General features: G+C 36.3%; 27 protein-coding genes and 1 pseudogene. 15 read left to right on the forward strand and 13 right to left on the reverse strand.

The window, feature by feature from the left end; translation table 11 throughout:
* The first annotated feature begins 23 nt into the window (after positions 1-23).
* Both cysI and J2S19_RS15630 read left to right on the forward strand, forming a co-directional pair.
* Positions 24-1,739 (forward strand): assimilatory sulfite reductase (NADPH) hemoprotein subunit, encoded by a 1,716-nt coding sequence (gene cysI, locus J2S19_RS15625; protein ID WP_307344045.1) that lies wholly within the window; start codon positions 24-26, stop codon positions 1,737-1,739.
* A 154-nt stretch (positions 1,740-1,893) separates the two neighbouring features.
* Positions 1,894-2,040, forward strand: a pseudogene (locus J2S19_RS15630) (YjfB family protein); the annotation flags it as partial.
* A 44-nt stretch (positions 2,041-2,084) separates the two neighbouring features.
* Here J2S19_RS15630 and J2S19_RS15635 read toward each other — a convergent pair.
* Positions 2,085-3,074, reverse strand: coding sequence for a glycoside hydrolase family 43 protein (locus J2S19_RS15635; RefSeq protein ID WP_307344047.1), 990 nt, complete (start codon positions 3,072-3,074; stop codon positions 2,085-2,087).
* Positions 3,075-3,347: 273 nt separating this feature from the next.
* On the opposite strand from J2S19_RS15635, the gene J2S19_RS15640 reads away from it, so the two are divergent.
* From J2S19_RS15640 to J2S19_RS15650, 3 genes are all read left to right on the forward strand, one after another.
* The gene (locus J2S19_RS15640) at positions 3,348-3,596 is read left to right on the forward strand and encodes a YuzB family protein (RefSeq protein ID WP_307344049.1); all 249 of its coding nucleotides are present in this window, start codon (positions 3,348-3,350) and stop codon (positions 3,594-3,596) included.
* Between the two features lie 29 nt (positions 3,597-3,625).
* Positions 3,626-4,498 carry a pirin family protein gene (locus J2S19_RS15645; protein WP_307344051.1) on the forward strand — a complete coding sequence of 291 codons (873 nt, stop codon included), beginning with the start codon at positions 3,626-3,628 and terminating at the stop codon, positions 4,496-4,498.
* A 170-nt stretch (positions 4,499-4,668) separates the two neighbouring features.
* Positions 4,669-5,208 carry an NADPH-dependent FMN reductase gene (locus J2S19_RS15650; RefSeq protein WP_307344053.1) on the forward strand — a complete coding sequence of 180 codons (540 nt, stop codon included), beginning with the start codon at positions 4,669-4,671 and terminating at the stop codon, positions 5,206-5,208.
* Between the two features lie 178 nt (positions 5,209-5,386).
* Here J2S19_RS15650 and bamE read toward each other — a convergent pair whose 3' ends face one another.
* From bamE to J2S19_RS15670, 4 genes are all read right to left on the reverse strand, one after another.
* Positions 5,387-5,965: an outer membrane protein assembly factor BamE domain-containing protein gene (gene bamE, locus J2S19_RS15655; RefSeq protein ID WP_307344055.1), complete on the reverse strand. Its 579-nt coding sequence runs from the start codon at positions 5,963-5,965 to the stop codon at positions 5,387-5,389.
* A 24-nt stretch (positions 5,966-5,989) separates the two neighbouring features.
* Positions 5,990-6,145, reverse strand: a complete 156-nt coding sequence (locus J2S19_RS15660; protein ID WP_307344057.1) for a hypothetical protein — start codon at positions 6,143-6,145, stop codon at positions 5,990-5,992.
* Positions 6,146-6,253: 108 nt separating this feature from the next.
* A complete protein-coding gene (locus tag J2S19_RS15665; RefSeq protein WP_307344126.1) occupies positions 6,254-7,000 on the reverse strand; it encodes a class I SAM-dependent methyltransferase in 747 nt (248 codons plus the stop codon).
* A gap of 207 nt (positions 7,001-7,207) precedes the next feature.
* Positions 7,208-7,696, reverse strand: coding sequence for a GyrI-like domain-containing protein (locus J2S19_RS15670; protein WP_307344059.1), 489 nt, complete (start codon positions 7,694-7,696; stop codon positions 7,208-7,210).
* 302 nt (positions 7,697-7,998) lie between these two features.
* On the opposite strand from J2S19_RS15670, the gene J2S19_RS15675 reads away from it, so the two are divergent.
* A complete protein-coding gene (locus J2S19_RS15675) occupies positions 7,999-8,580 on the forward strand; it encodes a DUF4352 domain-containing protein (protein WP_307344061.1) in 582 nt (193 codons plus the stop codon).
* Between the two features lie 1,658 nt (positions 8,581-10,238).
* Here the strand turns inward: J2S19_RS15675 and J2S19_RS15680 are convergent.
* The gene (locus J2S19_RS15680) at positions 10,239-10,841 is read right to left on the reverse strand and encodes a TetR/AcrR family transcriptional regulator (RefSeq protein ID WP_307344063.1); all 603 of its coding nucleotides are present in this window, start codon (positions 10,839-10,841) and stop codon (positions 10,239-10,241) included.
* A 192-nt stretch (positions 10,842-11,033) separates the two neighbouring features.
* Here J2S19_RS15680 and J2S19_RS15685 point away from each other — a divergent pair, with 192 nt between their 5' ends.
* From J2S19_RS15685 to J2S19_RS15695, 3 genes are all read left to right on the forward strand, one after another.
* Positions 11,034-11,438, forward strand: a complete 405-nt coding sequence (locus J2S19_RS15685; RefSeq protein WP_307344065.1) for a VOC family protein — start codon at positions 11,034-11,036, stop codon at positions 11,436-11,438.
* Positions 11,439-11,453: 15 nt separating this feature from the next.
* Positions 11,454-11,795 carry a DUF1801 domain-containing protein gene (locus J2S19_RS15690; protein ID WP_307344067.1) on the forward strand — a complete coding sequence of 114 codons (342 nt, stop codon included), beginning with the start codon at positions 11,454-11,456 and terminating at the stop codon, positions 11,793-11,795.
* A 138-nt stretch (positions 11,796-11,933) separates the two neighbouring features.
* Positions 11,934-12,314 (forward strand): VOC family protein, encoded by a 381-nt coding sequence (locus tag J2S19_RS15695; protein WP_307344069.1) that lies wholly within the window; start codon positions 11,934-11,936, stop codon positions 12,312-12,314.
* A gap of 60 nt (positions 12,315-12,374) precedes the next feature.
* Here the strand turns inward: J2S19_RS15695 and J2S19_RS15700 are convergent, their stop codons facing one another.
* Positions 12,375-13,319 (reverse strand): alpha/beta hydrolase family protein, encoded by a 945-nt coding sequence (locus tag J2S19_RS15700; protein ID WP_307344071.1) that lies wholly within the window; start codon positions 13,317-13,319, stop codon positions 12,375-12,377.
* Entirely contained in the window at positions 13,309-13,854 is a 546-nt protein-coding gene (locus tag J2S19_RS15705) for a helix-turn-helix domain-containing protein (RefSeq protein ID WP_307344073.1), read from the reverse strand. The genes J2S19_RS15700 and J2S19_RS15705 overlap by 11 nt, the downstream gene beginning before the upstream one ends.
* 424 nt (positions 13,855-14,278) lie before the next feature.
* Between J2S19_RS15705 and J2S19_RS15710 the strand changes: the two genes are divergently transcribed.
* The 4 genes from J2S19_RS15710 (at position 14,279) to J2S19_RS15725 (ending at position 16,981) form a co-directional block, all read left to right on the forward strand.
* Positions 14,279-14,581: a hypothetical protein gene (locus J2S19_RS15710; protein WP_307344075.1), complete on the forward strand. Its 303-nt coding sequence runs from the start codon at positions 14,279-14,281 to the stop codon at positions 14,579-14,581.
* A 185-nt stretch (positions 14,582-14,766) separates the two neighbouring features.
* Positions 14,767-15,342 (forward strand): HAD-IA family hydrolase, encoded by a 576-nt coding sequence (locus tag J2S19_RS15715; RefSeq protein ID WP_307344077.1) that lies wholly within the window; start codon positions 14,767-14,769, stop codon positions 15,340-15,342.
* 189 nt (positions 15,343-15,531) lie between these two features.
* Positions 15,532-16,401, forward strand: coding sequence for an alpha/beta fold hydrolase (locus J2S19_RS15720; RefSeq protein WP_307344079.1), 870 nt, complete (start codon positions 15,532-15,534; stop codon positions 16,399-16,401).
* Between the two features lie 103 nt (positions 16,402-16,504).
* Complete coding sequence (locus J2S19_RS15725; protein ID WP_307344081.1) at positions 16,505-16,981, forward strand: DUF2798 domain-containing protein; 477 nt, start codon at positions 16,505-16,507, stop codon at positions 16,979-16,981.
* A gap of 31 nt (positions 16,982-17,012) precedes the next feature.
* On the opposite strand, the gene J2S19_RS15730 is transcribed toward J2S19_RS15725, so the two are convergent.
* Positions 17,013-17,297 carry a HesB/YadR/YfhF family protein gene (locus J2S19_RS15730; RefSeq protein WP_307344083.1) on the reverse strand — a complete coding sequence of 95 codons (285 nt, stop codon included), beginning with the start codon at positions 17,295-17,297 and terminating at the stop codon, positions 17,013-17,015.
* A gap of 171 nt (positions 17,298-17,468) precedes the next feature.
* Here J2S19_RS15730 and J2S19_RS15735 point away from each other — a divergent pair, with 171 nt between their 5' ends.
* On the forward strand, positions 17,469-17,735 hold the full coding sequence (locus J2S19_RS15735) for a DUF1450 domain-containing protein (protein WP_307344085.1): 267 nt from the start codon (positions 17,469-17,471) through the stop codon (positions 17,733-17,735).
* Between the two features lie 451 nt (positions 17,736-18,186).
* Here J2S19_RS15735 and J2S19_RS15740 read toward each other — a convergent pair whose 3' ends face one another.
* The gene (locus tag J2S19_RS15740; protein WP_307344087.1) at positions 18,187-18,927 is read right to left on the reverse strand and encodes a hypothetical protein; all 741 of its coding nucleotides are present in this window, start codon (positions 18,925-18,927) and stop codon (positions 18,187-18,189) included.
* Between the two features lie 208 nt (positions 18,928-19,135).
* On the opposite strand from J2S19_RS15740, the gene fbp reads away from it, so the two are divergent.
* Positions 19,136-21,067, forward strand: coding sequence for a fructose-1,6-bisphosphatase (fbp, locus tag J2S19_RS15745; RefSeq protein WP_307344089.1), 1,932 nt, complete (start codon positions 19,136-19,138; stop codon positions 21,065-21,067).
* Between the two features lie 469 nt (positions 21,068-21,536).
* Here the strand turns inward: fbp and ahpF are convergent, their stop codons facing one another.
* From ahpF to J2S19_RS15760, 3 genes are all read right to left on the reverse strand, one after another.
* Positions 21,537-23,063 carry an alkyl hydroperoxide reductase subunit F gene (gene ahpF / locus J2S19_RS15750; protein ID WP_307344090.1) on the reverse strand — a complete coding sequence of 509 codons (1,527 nt, stop codon included), beginning with the start codon at positions 23,061-23,063 and terminating at the stop codon, positions 21,537-21,539.
* Between the two features lie 14 nt (positions 23,064-23,077).
* Positions 23,078-23,641, reverse strand: a complete 564-nt coding sequence (ahpC, locus tag J2S19_RS15755; RefSeq protein WP_307344092.1) for an alkyl hydroperoxide reductase subunit C — start codon at positions 23,639-23,641, stop codon at positions 23,078-23,080.
* A 317-nt stretch (positions 23,642-23,958) separates the two neighbouring features.
* A complete protein-coding gene (locus tag J2S19_RS15760) occupies positions 23,959-24,822 on the reverse strand; it encodes a DUF421 domain-containing protein (RefSeq protein WP_307344094.1) in 864 nt (287 codons plus the stop codon).
* Positions 24,823-25,007: the final 185 nt, after the last annotated feature.

The following is a 25,007-nucleotide window of genomic DNA, read 5'->3' on the forward strand; positions in this document are numbered from 1 at the left end:
ACTTGAAAGGAGTTTACTTGAACATGGGGAATCAGATTTTAAAAGCGCCAGAAGGTAAACCAAGTGATGTTGAGCGCATTAAAGAAGAAAGTGACTTTTTGCGTGGAACACTAAAAGAATCAATGCTTGAGCCTCTAAGCGCAGGAATTTCAGATGACGATAATCGTTTAATGAAATTCCACGGGAGCTATTTGCAAGATGACCGTGACCTTCGTAATGAACGTCAAAAACAAAAGCTAGAACCAGCATATCAATTCATGCTTCGTGTCAGAATGCCAGGTGGCGTTGCAACACCAGACCAATGGCTCGTCATGGATGAGCTTGCTGATAAATACGGTAATGGCACATTAAAGCTTACAACTCGTCAAACATTCCAAATGCACGGTATTTTAAAATGGAATATGAAGAAAACGATTCAAGCCATTCACGCATCATTATTAGATACAATTGCCGCATGTGGTGATGTAAACAGAAACGTGATGTGTAACCCAAATCCTTACAAATCTGATGTCCATTTAGAAGTGTACGAATGGGCGAAAAAATTAAGTAATGACTTACTACCACGCACGAGAGCTTACCACGAGCTTTGGCTTGATGAAGAAAAGGTAGCAAGTACACCTGACGTGGATGTCGAACCAATGTATGGTCCGCTCTATTTACCACGTAAATTTAAAATTGGGATTGCTGTTCCACCATCTAATGATATTGATGTTTTCTCACAAGACCTAGGCTTAATTGCAGTTGTCGAAGATGAGAAGCTCATCGGATTTAACGTTGCGATTGGTGGCGGTATGGGAATGAGTCATGGTGACACAGCAACATACCCACAGCTTGCGAAAGTAATCGGTTTTGTAAAACCAGACCAAATCTACGATGTAGCAGAAAAGGTTATTACAATTCAACGCGATTACGGAAACCGTTCTGTACGTAAAAATGCCCGTTTTAAATATACAGTTGACAGACTTGGTCTTGAAACAGTAAAAGAAGAGCTTGAAAACCGTCTCGGCTGGAAGCTTGACGAAGCAAAGCCATACCAATTCGATAGCAATGGCGACCGTTATGGCTGGGAAAAAGGCTTAAATGGAAAATGGCACTTCACATTATTTGTTCAAGGTGGTCGTATCGCTGACTTTGACGGTTACAAACTAAAAACGGGTATTCGTGAAATTGCGAAAATTCATAAAGGGGATATCCGCCTAACAGCGAACCAAAACTTAATCATTGCAAATGTATCTGCACAGAAGAAGAAAAAAATTACTGAGCTAATTGAAGAATATCAATTAACAGATGGTGCACATTATTCAGCACTTCGCCGCAGTTCAATGGCGTGTGTTGCGTTACCAACATGTGGATTAGCAATGGCTGAGGCTGAACGCTATTTACCAACATTAATAGAAAAAATTGACACGATTATTGATGAAAACGGCTTACGTAATGAAGAAATTACGATCCGAATGACAGGTTGTCCGAACGGCTGTGCTCGACCTGCATTAGGTGAAATTGCCTTCATCGGTAAAGCGGTTGGCAAATACAACATGTATTTAGGAGCTGCCTTTGACGGTAGTCGTTTAAATAAAATGTATCGCGAAAATATTGGCGAAGAAGAAATTTTAAAAGAACTACGTGTTCTGCTTGCTCGCTATGCAAAAGAACGTGAAGATGGCGAACACTTTGGTGACTTCGTTATCCGCGCTGGTATTATTAAAGCGACAACTGATGGTACGAATTTTCACGAATAAATAAAGAAAGATGGTGATTAAGAGGAGGAGTTAACCTCTTAACTTCACCATCTTTTTTATATTGTCAGGTTGTCTTCATATTTTCCCTATGATGTCGATATGAAGAACAAGGGGGTATCATGATTGGAATTATCACTCATTAGATAAGTCACAAGCAGCATTACTGCAAAAGGTCAGCTTAGCAATGACGAAAAAAACGTTAGATACAGCTGAGCTAAAAGGACAGCAAATGGTAGAAATGCTACAAACATCTCAAGCTCCGCATCCTGTGCTAGGGAATACGATTGATTTTAAGGGATAAAAAAAGTGCTGACCTCATTAAACTGAGTGTCAGCACTTTTGTTCTTACTTTTCTTCCGGATACGGGTCAATTGTTTGGATTGTTCCGTCCTCATTATACGTTAATTCAGTGAACTTAACTGAACGTTTATGGTTAACTCCGTCTGAGAATTCACAATCATGATAGAATAAATACCATTTATCTTGGAATTCAACGATAGAGTGATGTGTTGTCCAGCCGATTACAGGAGTAAGGATCGTTCCTTTGAACACGAATGGTCCTTGTGGGTTTTCACTTACTGCATAAACGATTTTGTGTGTTGTTCCTGTTGAATATGATAAGTAATAAAGGCCATTGTATTTGTGAACCCATGGACCTTCGAAAAATCTACGGTCTTCATCACCAGCAACAATTGGATTACCATCCTCGTCAACAATTGAAATTTCTTTTGGTTCAGATTTGAATGTTAACATATCATCAGTTAATTCAGCAACGATTGGTCCTAATGCAGGTGCATCTGGTGCTGGACCTTCAGCATCGTCCACAAACGATCCAGTTTGCCATTTTTCTAACTGACCGCCCCAAAGACCGCCAAAGTAAATATATGCTTTTTCGTCATCATCAACTAATACAGCAGGGTCAATACTGAAGCTTCCTGGGATGTAGTTTTCCTCTGCTTTAAATGGACCTGCTGGGTTATCTCCTGTTGCAACACCAATTCTGAAAATCCCGTCCTTATCTCTTGCAGGGAAGTATAAGTAATATTTATCATTTTTATAAGCTGCATCTGGTGCCCAAGCTTGTCTGCTAGCCCAAGGAACATCTTTTAAATGAAGCACTTCACCATGGTCAACAACTGGAGAGTTCATATCATCCATTGAAAGTACATGGTAGTCCTCCATTTTATATTGGTCACCATTATCATTTGAAGGTTCATCATGGTCAAGGTCATGTGAAGGATATATATATAGTTTTCCATCAAATACATGTGCAGAAGGATCTGCTGTGTAGATATGTGTAACTAACGGTTTATTAGGTTTTGTATTTTGTCCCATAATATCTCCTCATTTAAAGTTATAGTTTTGCTCATCTTTAGTATAACGGATTTCAGTTACTTTGTATACCCAATAAACTAACTTTTGTATTCGTTTGCAAAAAAACAAAATGTAATTGTTAGAAACAGGAAAGGCTCAATCGTTTGCAATCACAATAATAATATGGTGTAATCATGATATTCTTTTATACCAATTAAGTAAAATAACTTTATATAGAAGCAGGCATGGTTGGTTTTTCCACCATATTTAATATAGTAAGGAGGGGAAAGGTAGATGGGGATCGTCGTTGTGGAAATTTGTGATGGCAGTTTAATTAATGAACTAGACATTGAAGGTATTCTTGAAGCTGAATATCCGGAGGTTGCCGTAATAGAAAGCAGCTGCCTTTCCTTTTGTGGGATGTGTGCGAAGCGACCATATGCGATTGTAAACGGAAAACGGATTTTTGCAAAGACTGCTGAAGAATGCTTAGTATTAATTAGAGCTCATATTGAAGCAGAGTTAGCTGAATATTCATTATAAGATATACAAAGTTAGGAACAGGTGATAGCATGACTAACGAACATTTCGCCTTTCAGAGAAATGTAAAGGATCATTGGTATGTACAATATGAAGAGGTTGGTTTTCCTTCCATACAAAAAGGCTGGGTACTGCCAGTCGAACGCTGGAAGGAATTCGATCCATTCGTATTAATGGCAGAGGATTGGTTTAAAAGAGGTACATTTTCTGACCATCCACATAGAGGCTTTCAAACAGTAACATATGTCATCGATGGAAGGCTTGAGCATATCGATAACGCTGGAGGCAGAGATATTCTCGAACCTGGAGATGTTCAGTACATGAATGCAGGGTGGGCGGCAAGACATGCTGAAGAAGCTGTTGAAAATGATATTGCACATACATTGCAGCTTTGGCTAAATCTACCGAAAAGTCAGAAAAACACGGAAACAACATATCAAAACATTTATCAAGAGGATGCACCTGTCGTTCGTTTTGATGGAGGATTCGTTCGGGTATTCTCTGGTGAGGTTGCAGGTGTAAAAGGTCCAATGGATTCTGTAGTCCCCATCACATTATCAGAAATTACACTGACTGAAGGTGCGACATTTATTCATAACATCCCAGAAACACACAATGCTTTCATCTATGTATTATCTGGTGACTTAGATATTGGTGTTGAAAAGGTTAATTTAAAAAAGCATGGTGTCGCAACATTAACCTATAATGAAGGTGGCGACACAAAACGCGGCAGTGAGCTTGTCTTGAAATCAAATCATAGACGGTCAAAAGTATTAATTTACTCAGGAACGCCAATCAAGGAAGAGATTGTTCCATACGGTCCGTTTGTAATGAACACAATGGATGAAATTAGACAAGCATTTCGAGATTTCCATAACGGAAAATTCGGCCCGCCAGCTGTATAATATCAGGGTCAGACCCCACAAATAACACTTGTTATAGATAACCAGCAACTTTTATCTATAACAAGTGTTAGAGCGGTCTGACTCTTTTTTTATGGGAGATATGCTGATAATAAATGCTCAACGAGAGGGTAAGCTATTTGGGATATGTTAATTTGATGGAGGAGAGTATCATGAAACTAGTCGGTATCTCGGGCTCACTCGTTGGTACGAAAACATCAAAAGCAGTACATGATGTATTGACCGCTGCAAGAAAGTATTCTGCTGATATTCAAGTTGAACTCATTGATTTAAAAGAATATGACGTGGAATTTGTAAGGGGTACACCTTTAACGTACTATAATCACGATACGGTGAATGTTGTCAATAAAATAGCAGCAGCTGATATACTTCTATTCGGAACGCCTATTTATCAAGCTTCAATAACAGGTGCATTAAAAAACGTACTAGACCACTTTCCGGTAGACGCCTTTAAAGGAAAAGTAACAGGGATGATAACAACAGCTGGAACCGACAAACACTTCCTCGTACCAGAATATCAATTAAGACCAATCCTCACCTATTTAAAGGGGACTGTCCCCACAGGAAACGTGTTCATCCAAAATGACCAATTTGATGATGACAATGAAATAATCAATACAAATGTAAAAATGCGGATTGAGAAATTAGCAGAGGAAATGATTAATTTGAAAAGAAAGCTAGATCGTGAATAAATGGTAAGACATTTTATATAAAAAGAACCAGGAAACAAAAAGAAGCTTGGCTTCAAGCTTCTCCAACCTTTAGTTCTGCAGGATTACAGCCGACTTAACAACGTAAATTTTAAACATAATGCAGCACTTGTCTAAACATTTCTAATTGTAACCTAATGAATACGCAATATCATCTTAGTTAATCTGTTTGTACCGTATATCCTTTCACAACATCGTTATGATCAAAGTCTATGACGAGCCATTCACTATCTATTGGAATAATCCCTCTTTCAGTACCTAGATAATATACGATATTACTATCTGTTTGAAAGTATTCAGTTTCAGTAGGAGCTCCTAGTAGCGTAATCACTTCTTCTCTTGTTTTCCCGGTTAATTCTACTTCCGACAACAAGTCATCAACCATATAAACCCTATCTGATTCATTGTTTACCCATCTTTCGCGTTGGAAAATAGATTGATATTCATTAATTGCTAGAAATATCGAACAGATTATGAGAGGGAGACTACCAAGAATCGTTATGAATAGTAACCTTTGCTTCATCCAAAACTCTTTTTTTACATCGTGGTAAGTAGCATTCCAGAAACCGGATACAAATACTAGTAATATAAGAAAGGGAAGGATAATTGCTAGAGTGCTAACTAGATTAAAATCTAAATGTGTAACTTGAATAATTAAAAAGAAGCCAATATACACAAAAACATACCCTAAGCAGTAAAAATATAATAAAATTTCGAATAGCTTTTGTATCGTTGTCATAATCTACGCCTACCTTAATAATGGTTAGAGGAATAAATTTTTCATAAATATTAATCCAGTGATAATCAAACTGCAAATGACTACAAATAAACCGACGATAAAGAACCCGTAAAAAAAGCCTTTAGTCATCGATGTCATATCCAAAACGATTTCTTTAAAAAACGACAGTACTTTATTCAAAGTTATCAACACCTTTGATTGGAATAGAAGAGGTGACTACTTATGTGTCACCCCCTAATATATATAAGAATATGTTCTAGAACTTGGAGCGACCTACTTATCTACCATTTACTTTTTTGCAACAATGAGAAATCGTTTAGAATTTGTACGTATACCTTTAGACGTTGTGTTTTCTCGTATAAACTTTTCTAAGATTTCGAAATCATCTTGCTTCTCACCAAATTGGGGAATTGTTGGTGTATGCTTAAGTAAGAAAATGAGGTCTTCAGGACGATGGTAATAGTCAGTTGCATCATATTCAAATGTCTGAATCTCAGAAAAACCTGCATCGTACAATTCTTTTACATACATAGAGCATAATGCACCATCTTTATGCATTGTATGACCTCGCTTAAATGCCTGCTTTAAATTAAGCTTATCCATTTCACCGACTTGTTGAGTTAGAAAAGATCCACCGCTTTTTAATACTCTAGCAATCTCTTTTGAACAAAAAGGTGCATGACGACACGTCACAATATCAAAAAACTCTTCAGGAAATAACAAGTGGTCTGACGACATTTGCGTAAATCGAACATTTGATATTTGAGAGTCTTTCACATTTTTCTGAGCCGTTTCAATCATCGTAGCCGATAAATCAATCCCAACTAAGAATTGAAATGAAGATGCTAGTTGTAGTAAACTTTCTCCCCCGCCAGTACCAACATCAAGCAACACGTCTGTTGATTTGCTCATTTTCTTTACCTCATCATGAAAATCCCATCGCATGCCTTCTACTGTCACTTGCAGCTTGCTAAAATCCCAGCCGTTTGTTTTGCCAACCTTTTCATAAAACTCTTTTTCGTTTAATTTAGCCATTAATATCACCTTTCGATTAAACATTAGTCCTACTCATTGTTCAAGTACAATTGTTCCAAAAAAGGGCAGACTTCCCCCTTGATAGCTGGTACGCGTTTTTTCCAGCCCGGGAACTAATTACTTCGAACAATTCGGTTAGGCATTCCGTTCACCTCTTTTGAAAGGATGATTCATTATCATTCCAATATACGTCAGATTTACCTTTCATTATTCGGATAACTTTACAGGAAAGTGTAATAAAAAGCTTGCACTCTTTCGTTCTAACACATCGTGTTTTTCTGAATACAATTCAAAACCAAATGTACCTGCTTGTTCGTAGGCAGAGTCTTGAATCCATTCAAATAACTTATCATAGGCACTACCTGCATTGTCAATGTCACCTTCGTACGAAAGAACAGCATAGCTTCCTTGTGGAATTACATAGGAAATCATATCGAAAGGAACCTCAACTTCAGCAGTTGCTTCTACTCCAGCTATCCATGTAAATAAGTCAGTATCGGGATTGTAATTAGGTGGATCGATAAAAATTCCATAAGTTGTCGGAAGACCAATGACACCCTCAATCGTACTTACTTTTTTATGAAATGCCTGCTGAAGTTTAGGAATTAAGTGTTGTTCTCTCGTATCCTTTAATAAAGTATCTATCTTCATACCAATAATACGGACTGGCCCTCTTTCAACGATTTTTATCTCCATTAACAATCAACCTCTTTTTATAGTGTTGTATATTGATATTTCAACATGAATCAACAATTTCCTCTTTTTGTCATTAATAAGTTTGTAGATTACGTAATTAATACAAATCGCATGCAGATAGGAATTCCTGTTATGGATATGCTTTAAGTCTATTAGACTCTAGCAAACCAAGAGGCTAAAGAGGGGGAGGAAGAAAATCTACTTTTATCCGTTAAAACATTAAAACTCTTATTGATTTTGTCGATATTAATGATGTGAGTTATTGAGAGAAATACATACCATTACAACAAGGAGAGATAAACGTGAAAAAGTTAAGTGTGTTAGCCATTTTATTACTCGCATTTTTAGCTGCATGTTCTTCAAATGAAGAAGGAACAACTAAGAAAGCTGATACAACAACTAAAGAGGTAACGACAGAAGAAACGGGAGTACAAAAGGAATCGAAAGAAGTCACTATTGATAAACCATTTAATGTGATAACAAGCATTAATCCAGAGAAAGCAACTGAATTAAAAATGACAGTTAGTAACTTTGAGATTGTACAAGGGAAGTCAACTGTTCAAGAAGACAATGACAAATACGATTACGCTCAATTCGATGTAGCTATTGAAAATATAGGAGAAATAGAAGCTTTAGAAACGGTAGTAGCAAATTATTCATTCAAATTTTATAATGAGAATGGTGTAGAAATAGAAGAAAATAATTATATTGAACAAAACCTTCAAGGTATGACATATAATGAAGCATCGGTCCGTCCAGGTGGTAAAAATGAAGGGACTATTATCATACCGATTCCAAAAGGTAGCGAACCAGCTGAAATGGTCTATCTAAGTAACTGGATGTCGATAATGGGTTCACATGAATATTACTTTAAATTGAAGTAAGTTGATAAAAACAGTGAGGAAACTCTCTGTTTTTTTGCTTTAATAAAAGAAAGCGGGAAATAAAGTTGCAAAGGGGTGTGGCAATGTCATTATTGAATATGTTTCGAAAAAAGTGTACGATCTGTAATCGAAAACAGAGTCAACTACGTCATTATCTCAATGATAAAGGGAAAACGATAAAAGTATGCATCCCTTGCTCAGAATACGCTGAGAGACGGGCATATCGGTTAAAGCGATGATAGATTATTAGAATGTGATAAACATAGGGATGATGAAGCATGTTTTGACTGATTTGTAGAGGCTATCCTCTCCCCAAAGAGGGCCACAGCAACATGGAGGATAGGTACCTCGAGGTTGGCTTGTCGGATTCTTGGGTTGGAGTCGCTCCCAAAGAGTAATCTAGAACAAATCCATATTAGCTGCAGAAATTGTATTCATCCACCGCGTTATTTACATGTATTGAGGAAAGAAATCATCTTCATCCCTCCCGAAGAATCCGATGCTTCCAATGACGGAGTTGAGAAATCGCCTTCATCTTGCTAATGAACCTGATTTTGCCAATGCTAGAAGTTGATGAAGAACATTTTGATATATATTTGAATAGAAAAGGTCTTCATAATTTTGATGAAGCCGATTTTGAATTTGTATTTGAAGAGAAAAGGTCTTCATAATTTCGATGAAGCCCATTTTGAAATTGAATGAGAAAAGAAATGTTCTTCATAAGGTCGATGAAGCCGATTTTGAAATTGAATGAGAAGAGAAATGTTCTTCATAAGGCCGATGAAGCCGATTTTGAAATTGAATGAGAAGAGAAATGTTCTTCATAAGTTCGATGAAGCCGATTTTGAAATTGAATGAGAAGAGAAATGTTCTTCATAATTTTGATGAATCCGATTTTGAAATTGAATGAGAAGAAAAATGTTCTTCATAATTTTGATGAAGCCGATTTTGAAATTGTATGAGATGAGAAAAGTTCTTCATAATTTTGATGAAGCCCTTTTTGAAATTGTATGAGAAGAATAATGTTCTTCATAATTTCGATGAAGCCGATTTTGAAATTGTATGAGAAGAGAAAAGTTCTTCATAAGGTCGATGAAGCCGATTTTGATTTTGTATGAGAAGAGAAAAGTTCTTCATAAGGTCGATGAAACCGATTTTGAAATTGTATGAGATGAGAAATGTTCTTCATAATTTTGATGAAGCCCATTTTGAAATTGTATGAGAAGAGAAAAGTTCTTCATAAGGTCGATGAAGCCGATTTTGATTTTGTATGAGAAGAGAAAAGTTCTTCATAAGGTTGATGAAGCCGATTTTGAAATTATATGAGAAGAGAAAAGTTCTTCGTAAAGTTGATGAAGCCTATTTTCGAATTTGCGTGGAGAGAAATCATCTTCATCCCGCCGATGAAACGGATTTTGCCAAAGCCGGAGTTGAGAAATCATCTTCATCCCGCCGATGAATCCGAATTTCCCAATGCCGGAAATGAAAAACCTTCTTCAGAACACGAATGATACAAACTTATAGTAAAAAAGCAGAGGGAAACCTCTTTCAATGGCCGATTTATAAATATAACAAGATAAAATTGAAATCACTTTTTAAACAAATTCCCCATCAATAATCCGAATATGTAGCAAAAGCTCCACCCATACCTTAACTGTTTATTCTTCCATTCTAAATACACGCTCACTTATCTGTCGCAAAAATCTCATCCACTTTTCCTGAAATTCAGGATCATCGGGATGCAAGCCTGTAATCATTTTTGTTACTTCACCATATAGAAGCGGATAAATCGTTAAACTTGACATCATTAATGTAATGAGTTCAGGGTCTAATTCTTTTGGAACAAGTCCGTTCTCTTGTTTAGATTTTATATCCTCGTTATAAGATTGAAGAACCTTTTTCCGTTGTTCCTCACCCTTTAAGCTATCAGGTAAATTATCAACTGCTTCCCAGGCCGAAAATTTCAAAAAATCCTTTAAATAATCTTTATTTACCTTGTAGCGGAATTCAGCGATTTGCACAGGATCCGCAGGTAATGTTAAATTTCCTGTCGGCAATTGTTCAGCGACGAAAGCATTTATCGTTTCATTAATGAGTTCATCTTTCCCCTTAAAATAATGATAGATTAATTGTTTATTAACACCGGCACGTTTTGCGATTGATTCAATACGTGTACCCGTATAACCTTTATCAAAAAATTCTTCTCTAGCTGCCTGCAAAATGTTTTGGCGTGTCCGCTCTGCATTTCGAATTTTTCCCATAGATGATCACTCCTTGCTATCGTTAATGTTAGACATTCTATTTAGGAAAGTCAAATTTACTTACCATTTGTAAAGTATAACTTGACAAGTGGTAAGTAATATTTTACGATTCGGTTATAACTTACCTTTTGTAAAGTTATATGAATGAGTAATGTGGAAGCGATGACAAAAATGAAGGAGAGGGTGTTAAATATGAAAGCAACTGTTATTCCATTTATTATGTCTGAGGACGCTCGTACACAAGCAGATTATTACAAACAAGTATTTGGCGGTGAGATATTGGCGGAATCTACATTTGGTCAAGTTGAAGGAACGCCAGAGGAAGCAAAGGATAAAATCATGTTCCTTAGTATGACGATAGCTGGTTCAAATACGCTAAATATGGCAGATTCTTTTGAGCCTGTTTCTGGAAACCATATCGAGCTTTCGTTATCCTTTGAAGATGAAAAGGAAGCGCGTCATACGTTTGAAGCTTTAAGTAACAGTGGGTGTACGGTGAAATATCCATTTACGTATCAGCCATGGGATGCATTTTTTGGTGAGGTTATCGACAAATTCGGAGTCACATGGCAAATCGTGACACAGCCGGCTATCTAGATAGGAGATATAGCTATGAATCCAACTGTAACTGAATATCTCGATGCGCTTGACACACCATGGAAAAGAGATTTATGTAACCATTTACGTGAGGCAGTCCACAAAGCGATTCCGAATGTTGAAGAACGAATCCAATATAAAAAACCACATTTTTTAAAAAATGGGAAGTATGACGCAGTCATCTCTGTCTTGAAAATTAATGTTAGCTTTACCATTTATAACACCCAAGATTTACAATTGCCAGAGGACAGTTTCTCTGGACCACAAGAACGTAAAACATTGAAACTGAAAAAGGGTGAAGCAACCGACTTTGAGCAACTTTCTAAATGGGTTAAGCTTGCTACTCGCTCTTTATAAGATATAGGTATTGTACGTAAACGACCATTAAGCGGAATATGTTTCAAATAAAAAAGTCCATAACATGGCATGAAAGCAATGTCTCTAAGCACAACTTTAATAGAATAATAGAAAAAGTTAAATGATGGAGGAAATAATATGATTCAAACTCTAGGCCAAGTGATGTTATATGTAGATAACCAAGAAGAAGGCGCACAATTTTGGAGTGAAAAGTTTGGGTTTACGATAATTGCCGAGGAGGATAACGGTCAAGGCATGAAGTGGATTGAGCTTGCACCTACTACTGATGCTGAGACAACGATCGTGCTTCACAATAAAGAACTCATCGCAAAGATGGATCCAGATTTACATTTAGGGACACCATCGCTGATGTTTTATACAAAAGATTTAGACGCGTTTTATCAAAAATTGCAAAATAATCAAGTCACTGTCGGTGAGATTGTTGAAATGCCTTCAGGAAGAGTGTTTAATTTTGCAGACAATGAGAACAATTATTTCGCAGTGACGGAGAGAGCATAGTAGCTATCAAAAAGATAGGAGCTTTTATAGCAATTGAGCTTATAAGCTCCTACAATCCTATTAATTTTGAAAACGTTCTAACCAAGTGTCTAACCGTTTAAGTAAATCCTCGTCAATTGGTTCATGTACCTGTTTTTTGTATTCTTTAATTAAAGTGAGCATGGCATGTTGGCCTTCATACTTTCGAAAGATATGATTCATGTTCGGGATGATTTCCCACTCTGCGTCTCCCTTTACCATCTCAGCAATTAGCTTGGCATGGTCAGGTGGAACTTGAATATCTTTATCACCAGTAATCGCTAAAACAGGACAGGTTACATCTTTTAAATAGTCACAAGTATTAAATGTATATAATTCTCTTAACCATTTCGCATTTTGTTTAAAACCTTGAATTCTCATGACATCTTTGTTAGAGTTTGCAATTTTAGCAAAGATTTTTTTATTTTGCTTCCTTGCTTTATCGGCTAGTTTAAATGTGCGGAACATCCAGCCTTGTAAGCCCTTTTTCTGATTTAATTCGGCAAAGGCCATTTCATTTTGTCTAGGTAATAAATCTTTATTAGGCTCAGCCGCGCCTGCAAGGAGGATTAACCCTGAAACAGCTTTCCTCTGATTAACTGCTGGTGCAATTAAGGCTCCCTCACTATGACCTAATATAAGAATTCGATTCGCATCTACTTTAGGGTGGGCCTCTAAATATTTTAATCCATCCACTGCATCGTCAATAAAATCATTAACGCCAGTTTCAATAAATTTTCCACCACTATTCCCAATACCCCTTTTGTCATATCTCAATGTGATAAACCCTTTACTTGTCAGGAAATCTGCTAAATCTTTATAAATATTCATCGGCATATTTTTCAGGTTTCCGTCACGATCACCTTTACCGGAACCAGAAATAAACAATATAGCTGGATATGTGGAAGTGGACTCTTCAGGAATTGTTAATGTCGCACTTAGCGGATATGTTCCATGAATTGTAACTTCTAAACTTTTACTCATCATTATGCTTCCCTTCTTTTTTAGGCATCGAAATAGTTGAGATGATTCTCTTCGTACGATTCGGAGCAGGTGTAAATTGCATATATTTTTCAAAGATCTTTCTTAAATCTTGTATATATTGAAGAAACTCTTCATCAGAAAGGTGGAGGGCAACCTGTCGATAACCTACCCCATCACGTTCAAAATTTATCTCATCGTTTGCAAGATATGTTTGGAAATCAGCTGTTAACTGTGTAGTAAAAAAGAGAAAATGCTGCATATGTTCTTCTTTTGATAAATGCTTTACATCATCATTCATCATCGTGACTGCAGGTGTATTTAATGTGTATACCTTTTCAATAGTGCCACGAATTTGGTTTTCCTCTGTTATGAGAAGCACATCTGCTTTCACTAGCGCATCCAGCTGTCGATAAAGGGAAGCTTGTGCGATATCCTTTAATTCCTTTGCTAACATTTTCGCTGTTCTACTTTGACCGTCGAGAAACATTTGAACAATTCGAAATCGAATTGGATGCATAATCGTTTCTAATTTATTCATAGGGCGTTAACTCCTTATTGTTATCAATTAATTAAATATTATCACATTTGATAATAATGAGCAATATGATTTTCAATTATTTGGATTATCATATCGTGTATTAGCACTTTTTTTGGGAAATATGAAGTAAACTGAACACTCTTAATGAAATTTTTCCAACAAAAATAGTAAAAACCTATCATATTTGGAAGTGGAACCGGTCTACCACATCGGAAAATCTCCCAATTTCAATACATTGCCGCTTTCTATCAGCTGAATCTCTCAACTTTAGTAAAAAATCTCCCAACTTCGGTGAAAAATCTCTCAACTTTTCAAAGTAATCTCTCAACTTTTGCAGAAAATCTACCATTCGACAAAAAACGAGCCTCTCTGATTACGAAATCGACTATTATAGTGGCAGGAATAAATATACAGGAGTGAAAGAATGAGAAAAGTTGCAGTGCTAAGTATCGTTGTCACTATCGTCTTAGGTTTGATTGCTCTCAATTTCCTTGGTCCTTACAATATTTTGTCTGCACTATCCGCTAACAATCTAGCAAAATATGAAAAGCTACAACAACAAGTAGATGGAGAAATTATTGATATTACATATGTTGGCGGGCATACATATCACATTCAAACAAAAAAAAAGAATTACGTACTCATTGATAAAAGTGATGACCTATATAAAAAATTCGAAGTTTATGAACTACATAATGAAGTTGAGATTTTTAAGAACCCTATGTAAGGGAACAATGAAAATAGTCCGAGGAAAGAGAGGCAAGCTTATGACTAATTCATTTGTAATGATAATAGAGGCACCCACTATTCTTAAGTTCTCATCAGATCTTCTTGTAACACGCACACTTCATGAAAAGGTATGCTAATCTATTATTAAGAAACGATATAATTTCAAGATAAGGATGGGTACATATGAACATATTATGGGATTTTGACGGAACATTATTTGATACATATCCTGGTTATACAAAGATTTTCTCGCAAGTGTTAGAAGTCGAAGCACCAAAAGATGAAATTTATAAACGATTAAAAGTATCACTTTCACATGCGATTGACTACTATCGTCTTACAGAAAATCAAGTAAAAGAGATGGAACAATTAAAACGTCAGTTACTACCTGAGGATAGCTTGCCTTTTGAGCATGTTGAAGAAATTTTAAAATATGCTGATAAAAATGTGATTATGACACATAAGGATCGAGCAGGTGTGCTTGATATATTAAAACATTACGGATGGGAAAAATACTTTGTTGATATGGTTGCAAGTGATGATGGCTATCCACGCAAACCAGATGCTGCATCTTATCGTTATTTACATGAAAAGCATCACATTGATTTAGTGATTGGCGATCGGGATCTTGATCTAATTCCTGGAAAAGAATTAGGCATTAAAACTTGTGCATTTGGAACAAAAAGTGAAGTAGCAGACTACTATCTAGAAAACTATGCAGATTTCTTTCAAGTAATTGAGAGTAATAGGCAGAAATAATGAAAAAACATAAATGAAATGAATGGGTTCGCCGCTATCTGTATACAAACTAGCAGTTCAATGAGTAATTAGAATTGGACTGCTTCTTTTATAGCCTTAAATCCACCATAATTCAGAAAGTTTTGAAACAAAGCATCGACTTATTCGTATTAAAGAAGTGATACATCCTAAAAGAATGAGGCTGATTAGATGCAAAGGAAAATTGAAACGATTTCAATTAATGGACAATCACTTGAATATTCAATCATAGGTGACGGAAAACCGATCCTCGTTTTCCATGGTGGACATTCCAATTGCCACGAGGAGTTTGGTTATGATGCATTAGTGGAAAAAGGCTATTCTTTAATCACACCTTCTCGGGCAGGGTATGGAGCTACTTCAAAAGAAATTGGCGAAAATTTAGCAGTAGCTTGTACTATCTATATGGAATTATTAAGATACTTAAAAATTGAAACCGTTCATGTACTCGCAATATCAGCAGGTGGACCAACGGGGATTTATTTCGCATCTACATATCCTGAAATCGTTAAGTCGCTTACTTTGCAATCTGCAGTGACGAAAGAATGGTTAACTCCTCAAGATATTGAATATAAAGCTGCCAAACTATTATTTCGACCAATAACTGAAAAAATGACTTGGAAACTCATAGCCACAATGAGCAACCTATTTCCTTCTTTCATCTTTAGGCAAATGTTCGGATCATTTAGTAAGCTGTCATATAAGGAAGCCAAGAAAATGATACGTGAAGAGGACATCGAAGCGATTAGGAAAATGAACAATCGCCAACGGTCAGGTTGTGGGTTTTTTATTGATTTAGACCAGACAAAAGAACTTACAAAGGAACAATTACAGGAGATCAAGTGTCCAACCTTCATTATGTATAGCAAGAATGACGGTTCAGTTTCTTTAGAGCATCCAAATTATGCACATGAACACATTCCGCACTCTGAACTTTGTTTCCTAAATACATGGGGCCATCTTATTTGGCTTGGCAACACCTCACATGTAACCAATGAAAAGTACTTGAGTTTCTTAGGTACATTTGCTAATGAAAAGTGAAAAGAGTTCAACGGCTGAAAAAGTTCACAAATTGTTCACTTACAAGAAAAATTCGAAACTCCTATAATAATCAACGTGTCAAAAAATATAGGAGTTGATTGATATGCCTTCAACAAAGAGGGAGAGCTTTTATTTTGGGGTCATGATGTGCACTGGAATGGTCATCGTAATGTCGATTTATAATTTGTACATCTCAGGTATGGCTGGGAAAATGACAATAAACCAATTTTTTATCCAACTGCTTATCGGGTTTGCTATTGCCTTATTGCTTGATTTATTTATCGTTGGACCAATTGCTAAAAAGATTGCCTTTTCTTTGCCTTACGATAAGTCGAAAAAGGTGTTTGTCGTACTTTCTATATCGTTTTTTATGGTATTAGGAATGGTTACGTGGATGTCTTTATATGGCTTGGGAACAGCTTATTTCAGCAATGGAATCGAGAATTCATTCGTACAGAACTATTTGGCAATTTTCATGAAAAACTTTATTGTTGCATTGCCTCTGCAGTTACTTATCATGGGGCCATTAGTGCGGTTTGTCTTTATGAAGATTAAAGGTCAGCGAAAAGTGATCGCTTAAATGAAAAGGGAGGTCTACCCTCTCTTTTCATTTATTCAAAAATATATTCAACATCATCATCTTTCAGGTCAACTTTTAAGCGATAATCCTCGAGGAACCACGCATCCTGTTGTGAAAAGTAAAATGTGATACCTTCGACAACAGTACTGATTGCGATGGACTCTTCTTTTCCGATGGAAAGGCCTAAATAATAATCACGATGGACTGTCGGAATTCCACCATAGAGCTTGACGACGAAACGTACAAACTCACCATCTTGTAAATCCATCTCCGTTTTGAACCAGTTTGCCGCTTCTTTGCTAACAGTTAGTTTCATTGGTGCACCTCGTTTTCTTTAGTAATCTTCTTTTAACTTAAAGATTTACTCCATATATATATTATAGCCCAACAACAGGTGAGAACAAAAATTAGACAACTTAATTGTGTGATTTATATTCGAAAATGCACTATACTTATAGAGAAGATTTTTAAAAAGGATGCATGACCGATGAACGTTTTGGGAAAATGGTTTTCGAAAAAGGAAAAACTAAAGATAGAGTTTTGTGAAAAGAATCTTGACCGCTTCTATTCGGAAGAAGATTTTGTACAATTTAGTACACTTTTTAACGATAAACGAATTGAGTATAAAGAATATCAATGTCAAAGCAAATGCAAGGAATGTAAAAAATCACCGTACGCAATCGTAAACGGTGAAATGATTACATGTGAAAGCCCACTTGAGTTACTGGGGACATTGAAAAAGATGAATAAATAAGTAATATGAAAAGGCCGATTTCATTGATATGGTAGATGGAATTGGTCTATTTTTTATGAAGGAGGTCAGTTAGTAATTGCTAAATATAAATTTGCCCAAAAAACTTGTCAGACTCTTAGCATATTAGGCAATAGATGCACAAATTTGCTGAAAAGCTTTCTAATTTATTGGGCAACTCCACAATTTCAACAAAACAACTCATAGAATCACTATGAATCTCCCAACTTCTCGAAAAAATCTCTCAACCTTAGCAGAAAATCTCTCAACTTCTCAAAAAAATCTCTCAACTTCACCAGAAAATCTACCATTCGACAAAAATCCTCCTGCCGCAAACTCACCAATCTCCACCTGTTTAAACACGCACCAATTAGTAGCTAAAACCGATAAAATCGAGTAGTTTACTCTATCAATAGTCAAAATTTTATTATACAATTATTGTAAACGTTTGCGGTTATTCACGATGACGCTTTTTAAATAATGGTTCGACATCTTCACTTTTAAGCATGATAAAAATGAGTAAATAAAGTAGGCCACCCATTCCAATAATCCATGTAAAAAACTTTGTGAAGAAATTTCCTGTTGCTGAGCCTTTAGAGATCATTAGGTAATTGCCGTCAGTCGGCTCTGCGATAATGAGAAAGACTAATGAAAGGATGGCAAAAATAACGAAAAAGCCACTTGCAAATTTCAACACAGTCGGTACGTCTTTGTTAAGATTTAAAATGAAATGAATTGTTAAGCCGATGACGAAAAAGATTGTTAAGATAATTGCTAGCATTGGTACGTGCAGTTTAATTAATGCAATTGGAAGGGTAGCGAATATACCAAGTCCTGCTAACATTCCGATTACAAACAGAAAGAAATGTGATAAAGGTTTATGTATCTTATTCACTAGTAATGTACCAATGATGCTAGCAATTCCTATTACCCAATATAGAATTGAGATCGTTTTTAAGATTTGGTAGTATGGCTCTGCAAGGGCAGGCTCATAGCCAGCGTCATGGATGGTTTCCTCAAGATGATTTGTTAAGCAATACCAACCAATTAACAGCAGAAGCGTTAGCGTAATGCTCGTTAACAGAGGTTGTGATGATGAGTCATCTTTATTATTTTGCCGGGTCTTACCTGCTAATGCCCGCTCTTTTTTCCTTTTTTGCTGAAGTGCTGCTTTCTGTCTTTGTTTGTTTTTCATATAATCTACACCTTTGTACATTGATATGTTATGGTCATTTTAAGATTGATGGTTGTCACTAGACTATGAAAAGAGTACTATGATAGTCAGTATATTTGCAAATAAAGAGCTAAACATTTACACATCGTTTTTTTATAATATAAGTATTTACTAGTGTTCTAAAAGAAGTCTCATATAAAGAATGTTTAAAAAAGGGGATGCAGTCACAGTGAACTCAAGATTTTTAGATTTACTGGCTCAACGCTATGATAGTGAAGAAAAGGTTATTACAGAAATTATTAATCTCGAAGCAATCCTTAATTTACCAAAGGGTACCGAACATTTTGTCAGTGATTTACACGGTGAATATCAGGCATTTCAACATGTGCTCAGAAATGGTTCAGGACGAGTAAAAGAAAAGATTAGAGACATCTTTAGCGGTGTCTTGTATGAGAAAGAAATCATTGAACTCGCGACATTAGTCTATTATCCTGAAGAAAAATTACAGATAATTAAGAATAATTTTACTAATGAACAGGAATTACATACATGGTACTCCGAAACAATTGACCGCATGATTAAGCTTATTTCATATGCATCATCGAAGTATACACGTTCGAAATTGCGTAAAGCATTGCCTAAGCAGTTTACATATATTATTGAAGAACTATTATATAAAACCGAGGAACCAGCAAATAAGGAGCAATACTATACAAAGATTGTTCAGCAAATTATTTCGCTCGGACAGGCGGATAAGCTCATTATTGGTCTGGCTTACAGCACACAAAGATTAGTAGTTGACCATCTTCACGTTGTCGGAGATATCTATGACCGCGGACCTGAACCTGATAAAATTATGGATACACTTATAAACTATCATTCTGTTGACATACAATGGGGGAACCATGATGTTCTTTGGCTTGGTGCATTTGCCGGTTCAAAAGTATGTCTAGCAAATATTATCCGTATCTGTGCCCGTTACGATAATCTCGACATTATCGAAGATGTCTACGGAATCAATTTACGCCCTTTACTCAACTTAGCAGAAAAATATTATGATGACAATCCGGCATTCAGACCAAAGCGTCATTCTGATAAAAAGCAATGTGAGCATGAACAGCTGCAAATAACAAAAATACACCAAGCGATTGCTATTATCCAGTTTAAGCTTGAAAGTCCAATCATTAAAAGACGACCTAACTTTAATATGTCAGATAGACTGTTACTAGAAAAAATTAACTATGACACAAACGAAATTACCATTCATGATAAAACATACGAACTAGAAAACACATGCTTTGCGACAATCAATCCAGAGAAGCCAGACGAACTGCTTGAGGAAGAGCAGGAAGTAATCGACAAGCTTCTATTTTCTGTTCAACATTCAGAAAAGCTAGCACGACATATGAACTTCTTAATGAAAAAAGGTAGCCTCTACTTACGTTATAATGGAAATCTTTTAATTCATGGATGTATTCCATTAGATGAAAATGGAAAGATGGAAGAAATGGAAATTAATAATGCTACGTATGCAGGGCGTGAATTACTTGACGTATTTGAACAGCAATTACGTTTTTCGTTTGCACATCCAGAAGAAACAGACGATCTAGCAACAGACATAGTTTGGTACCTATGGACAGGCGAGTATTCATCGCTATTTGGAAAACGAGAGATGACAACATTTGAGCGCTATTTCATTAAAGATAAAGAAACACATAAAGAACGGAAAAACCCTTACTACTATTTACGTGAAAACGAAGAGACTTGCCGTCAAATTTTACAAGAATTCGGATTAAATCCGGACCAAGGGCATATCATAAACGGCCATACACCTGTTAAAGAAATCGAAGGTGAAAACCCAATCAAAGCAAACGGAAAAATGATCGTTATCGATGGCGGCTTTTCAAAAGCGTATCAATCAAAAACAGGAATAGCTGGTTACACACTCTTGTATAATTCATACGGTATGCAGCTCGTTGCCCACCAACAATTTAACTCGAAAAAAGACGTCCTCCTAAACGGCACAGACGTCCTATCAGTTAAAAGATTAGTAGATAAAGAATTAGAACGGAAAAAGGTACTAGAAACGAACATTGGTGAAGAGATTTTACAAGAAATCTCTATCTTAAATAGTTTGATGGAGTATCGGTATACGAAGTAGGTTTCATACGGTGGGTGAAGGATATAGCTGTTATAAGGTGAGTTCTTCACCCTGGGTAAGAATGAATATAGAAAGCAACAATGAAACTTTATTTTCCTGATGATGATTAAGAAAAAGAGGCTCATGAGGTAGTGGAAGCCGTTTAGATTAGGAAAAAAGGGTTTCATAATGTTAATGAAGCGGATTTCTTCGATGACTTTTTAGCAAAAACGGATTCATAACGGTGATGAAGAAGTTTTTCTCAATGAAGATTAAGAGAAAAAGGATTCAATAGTGTTGATGAAGTAGTTTTCTCGAATGAACTTAAAGAAAAAAAGGGAATTCTCGATAAACTTTAATAGTAAAAGATCTCATCATGTTGTTGAAGTAAATATCCTTAAATAGCTATAAAATACACTTTGCAATCTTAAAGTTAGACCATAAAAAAAGTCACTTTACTATTTTAGTAAAGTGACTTTTCATTTAATCATTAGTTTCGAATAAGGTAATCGAATGCGCCTAATGAAGCGGTCGCACCTGAACCCATTGAAATGATGATTTGTTTATAGGCACTATCTGTACAGTCTCCTGCAGCAAATACTCCTGGAAGATTTGTTGCGCCGTGGCGGTCTACGATGATTTCGCCGAATTTCGTGCGCTCCACTTTATCGCCTAACCAATCTGTGTTAGGAACAAGACCGATTTGGACAAATACACCTTCAAGTTCAACGTGGTGTTCTTCATTTGTTTCACGGTCAACATACGTAATACCGTTCACTTTGTCTGTACCTGTAATCTCCTTCGTTTGAACGTTCTTAAGAACCGTTACATTTGGAAGGCTATATAGGCGTTCTTGTAATACTGAATCTGCTTTTAGCTCTGGTAAGAATTCTAAGACTGTGACATGTTTCACAATCCCAGCAAGGTCAATAGCTGCTTCGATACCTGAGTTACCTCCACCGATAACTGCTACATGTTTGCCTTCGAATAATGGACCATCACAGTGTGGGCAGTATGCGACACCTTTGTTTTTGAACTCGGCTTCGCCTGGGACACCGATGTTTCTCCAGCGTGCACCAGTTGAAATGATGACAGATTTACTCTTGAGCACTGCACCACTTTCAAGTTCTACTTCAATAAGGTCTTTCTTTTCTAAGCCTTTTGCACGTTGTAAGTTCATGACATCAATCTCATAATCTTTTACATGCTCTTCAAGACTTGCTGCAAGCTTTGGACCTTCAGTATATTTTGTTCCGATGAAGTTCTCAATTCCCATTGTATCCATTACTTGGCCGCCGAAGCGTTCTGCAACGATACCAGTGCGAATTCCTTTACGAGCTGCGTAAATGGCTGCACTTGCACCAGCTGGACCACCACCGACAACAAGAACATCAAATGGGTCTTTGTTAGCTAACTCGGATGCGTCTGGAGTACTGCCTAATTTTGCAAGGATTTCCTCTAGAGACATACGGCCGCTGCCGAATGTTTCACCGTTTAAGAATACAGTTGGTACTGCCATAATGTTTTTGCTTTCAACTTCATCTTTAAACGCTGCACCATCAATCATCGTATGAGTGATGCCAGGGTTTAATAAGCTCATCACATTAAGTGCCTGAACGACATCAGGACAGTTATGACATGTTAAGCTAATGTATGAATCGAAGTGGTATTCGCCTTTAATCGCTTTAATCTGGTCGATTACTTTTTGGTCGACCTTTGGTGCTCTACCGCTTACTTGGAGAAGGGCTAGAACTAATGAAGTAAATTCATGTCCTAGTGGAATCCCTGCAAATGTGATTCCTGTATCTTCACCAATTCGATTTACACTGAAGCTTGGTGTTTTTGGTAATTCTGCGTGCTCAACTTTAATTCGTTGTGACATAGTTGCTAATTCATCTACTAAAGCAAGCATGTCGCGGGAAACTTTATCAGATCCCGCGCTTACTTTAAGCAGAACATCGCCCTCCATCATTTCGAGATATTGGGCTAATTGAGCTTTGATATCTGCTTCTAACATATTGGTTGCACTCCTTAGATTTTACCTACAAGGTCAAGACTTGGTTTAAGAGTTTCTGAACCTTCTTGCCATTTAGCTGGGCAAACTTCACCTGGGTTGTTACGTACATATTGTGCTGCTTTAATTTTGTTTACGATTGTGCTTGCGTCACGGCCAATTCCGCCTGCGTTGATTTCAACAGTTTGGATGATACCATCTGGATCGATGATGAATGTACCGCGATCTGCTAAACCATCTTCTTCGTTAAGAACATCGAAGTTACGAGAAATTCTTTGAGAAGGGTCACCGATCATTATGTATTCAATTTTTCCAATTGCTTCTGAATGGTCATGCCATGCTTTGTGAGTGAAGTGTGTGTCAGTTGATACTGAATATACTTCAACACCTAGCTCTTTTAATGTTGCATATTCGTTTTGTAAATCTTCAAGCTCAGTTGGGCAAACAAATGTGAAATCTGCTGGATAGAAGCAAACAACGCTCCATTTTCCTTTGAAATTTTCATCTGTTACCTCGATGAACTCACCGTTATGAAATGCTTGTGCTTTAAATGGTAATACTTCTTTGCCGATTAATGACATGTTAAAGTCCTCCTTAGATTAAATGTTTTTAACATTAGTTGTTGTTAATAATAATTTTAATTCAATATTTATTATTGTATGATTATTACTTTTTTGTCAAGGAAATAGCCAATGTTTGTTTTAAATTTAACGAAAATCGTTACAAAATTATGACGATAGAGATATGTGAAATCGATTACTTCCTTTACAACTATTCTTATTTGTTCTACTTATTTCTCAATTACTAACTTTAGGAAATGGTAGTCTACTAAGACTCCCTCATCTATCATTTCCATTGCTCATGTAATCATACACATCTCATCTCTTGTGAAGAAATATTATTCTTTCAATACAGGGTTTAACTTTTTTATCATATTATCTAATTCAATTGATTGAGTATAATACATGTTTTTTGCGTTATTATCTGATGTTTGTGTAGCGATGCTTTCAATGTCGGCTTGTATTTTTCTCAATCTGCTTGCTAACTCTTGTTTCTGACTGTTTTGTTGGAACTTTTTCTTATCATCATATAAATCCACATAAACGGTTCCGTTTGAGTTGATTTGTGCCAAAAAAACATCTTTTATCGTAGTAGCACCTTTCTTCTTAATTTCAGTTAGTAACCACTCCTCTTTGTAGCCTAAATAGTTTAACCGTTTTTCTAAAAGAGTCCCATCAATAATAATCAGAGAAGGGGCATGGTCCGCTTCTACAGATAGTCCAATATCTTTCGGAGTTAATGCCTGGTATTCAGGTTTCTTCATGACACTTATTTGTCCATCTGTTTCTAGCATTGCGAGTTCAACTTCAGATACATTAAAGGCACTTTTAACCCGTAACCCATTCAAAAGGTCATCGAATGTCATTTTATGCTTTGCTAGATTTTCCTCCAAGATTTTCCCATCTTTAATTAAAATGGAGGGACTGCTTTCAACTAAATCTCGAAACTTAAATGATTTCAATGCACCAAATGAAATCAATAGTGACATTATGCTATAAACGATTAACCCGATGATGCCATACGTATATTTAATCGAAGTATTAATGGCAATAGAGGCAGCCATCGTACCGATTGCGATTCCAACGACATAATCAAAGAAGGTAAGCTGTGAAATTTGTTTCTTTCCAAGCATGCGCGCGAGTGAAAACAAAATGATGAACGATAATAGTGCACGTCCTGCTATGACTACATATTCATTCATTCGGCAAACCTCCTATATGAGCACATTTTCATTATTATTCCCGATTAGATATGGATTATTAAAAGTGTTGAATATTAGTGATTTATAGGAGATATTGACCGGTAGAGTGTACCTGTTTTTCTGAAAAAAATGTAAATGAAAATAAGAGAAAAGGTAGATTTTTCTTAACATAATCTTCATCAATG

Origin of the sequence: Metabacillus malikii, from assembly GCF_030813355.1 — a bacterium.
Classification (GTDB): domain Bacteria; phylum Bacillota; class Bacilli; order Bacillales; family Bacillaceae; genus Metabacillus; species Metabacillus malikii.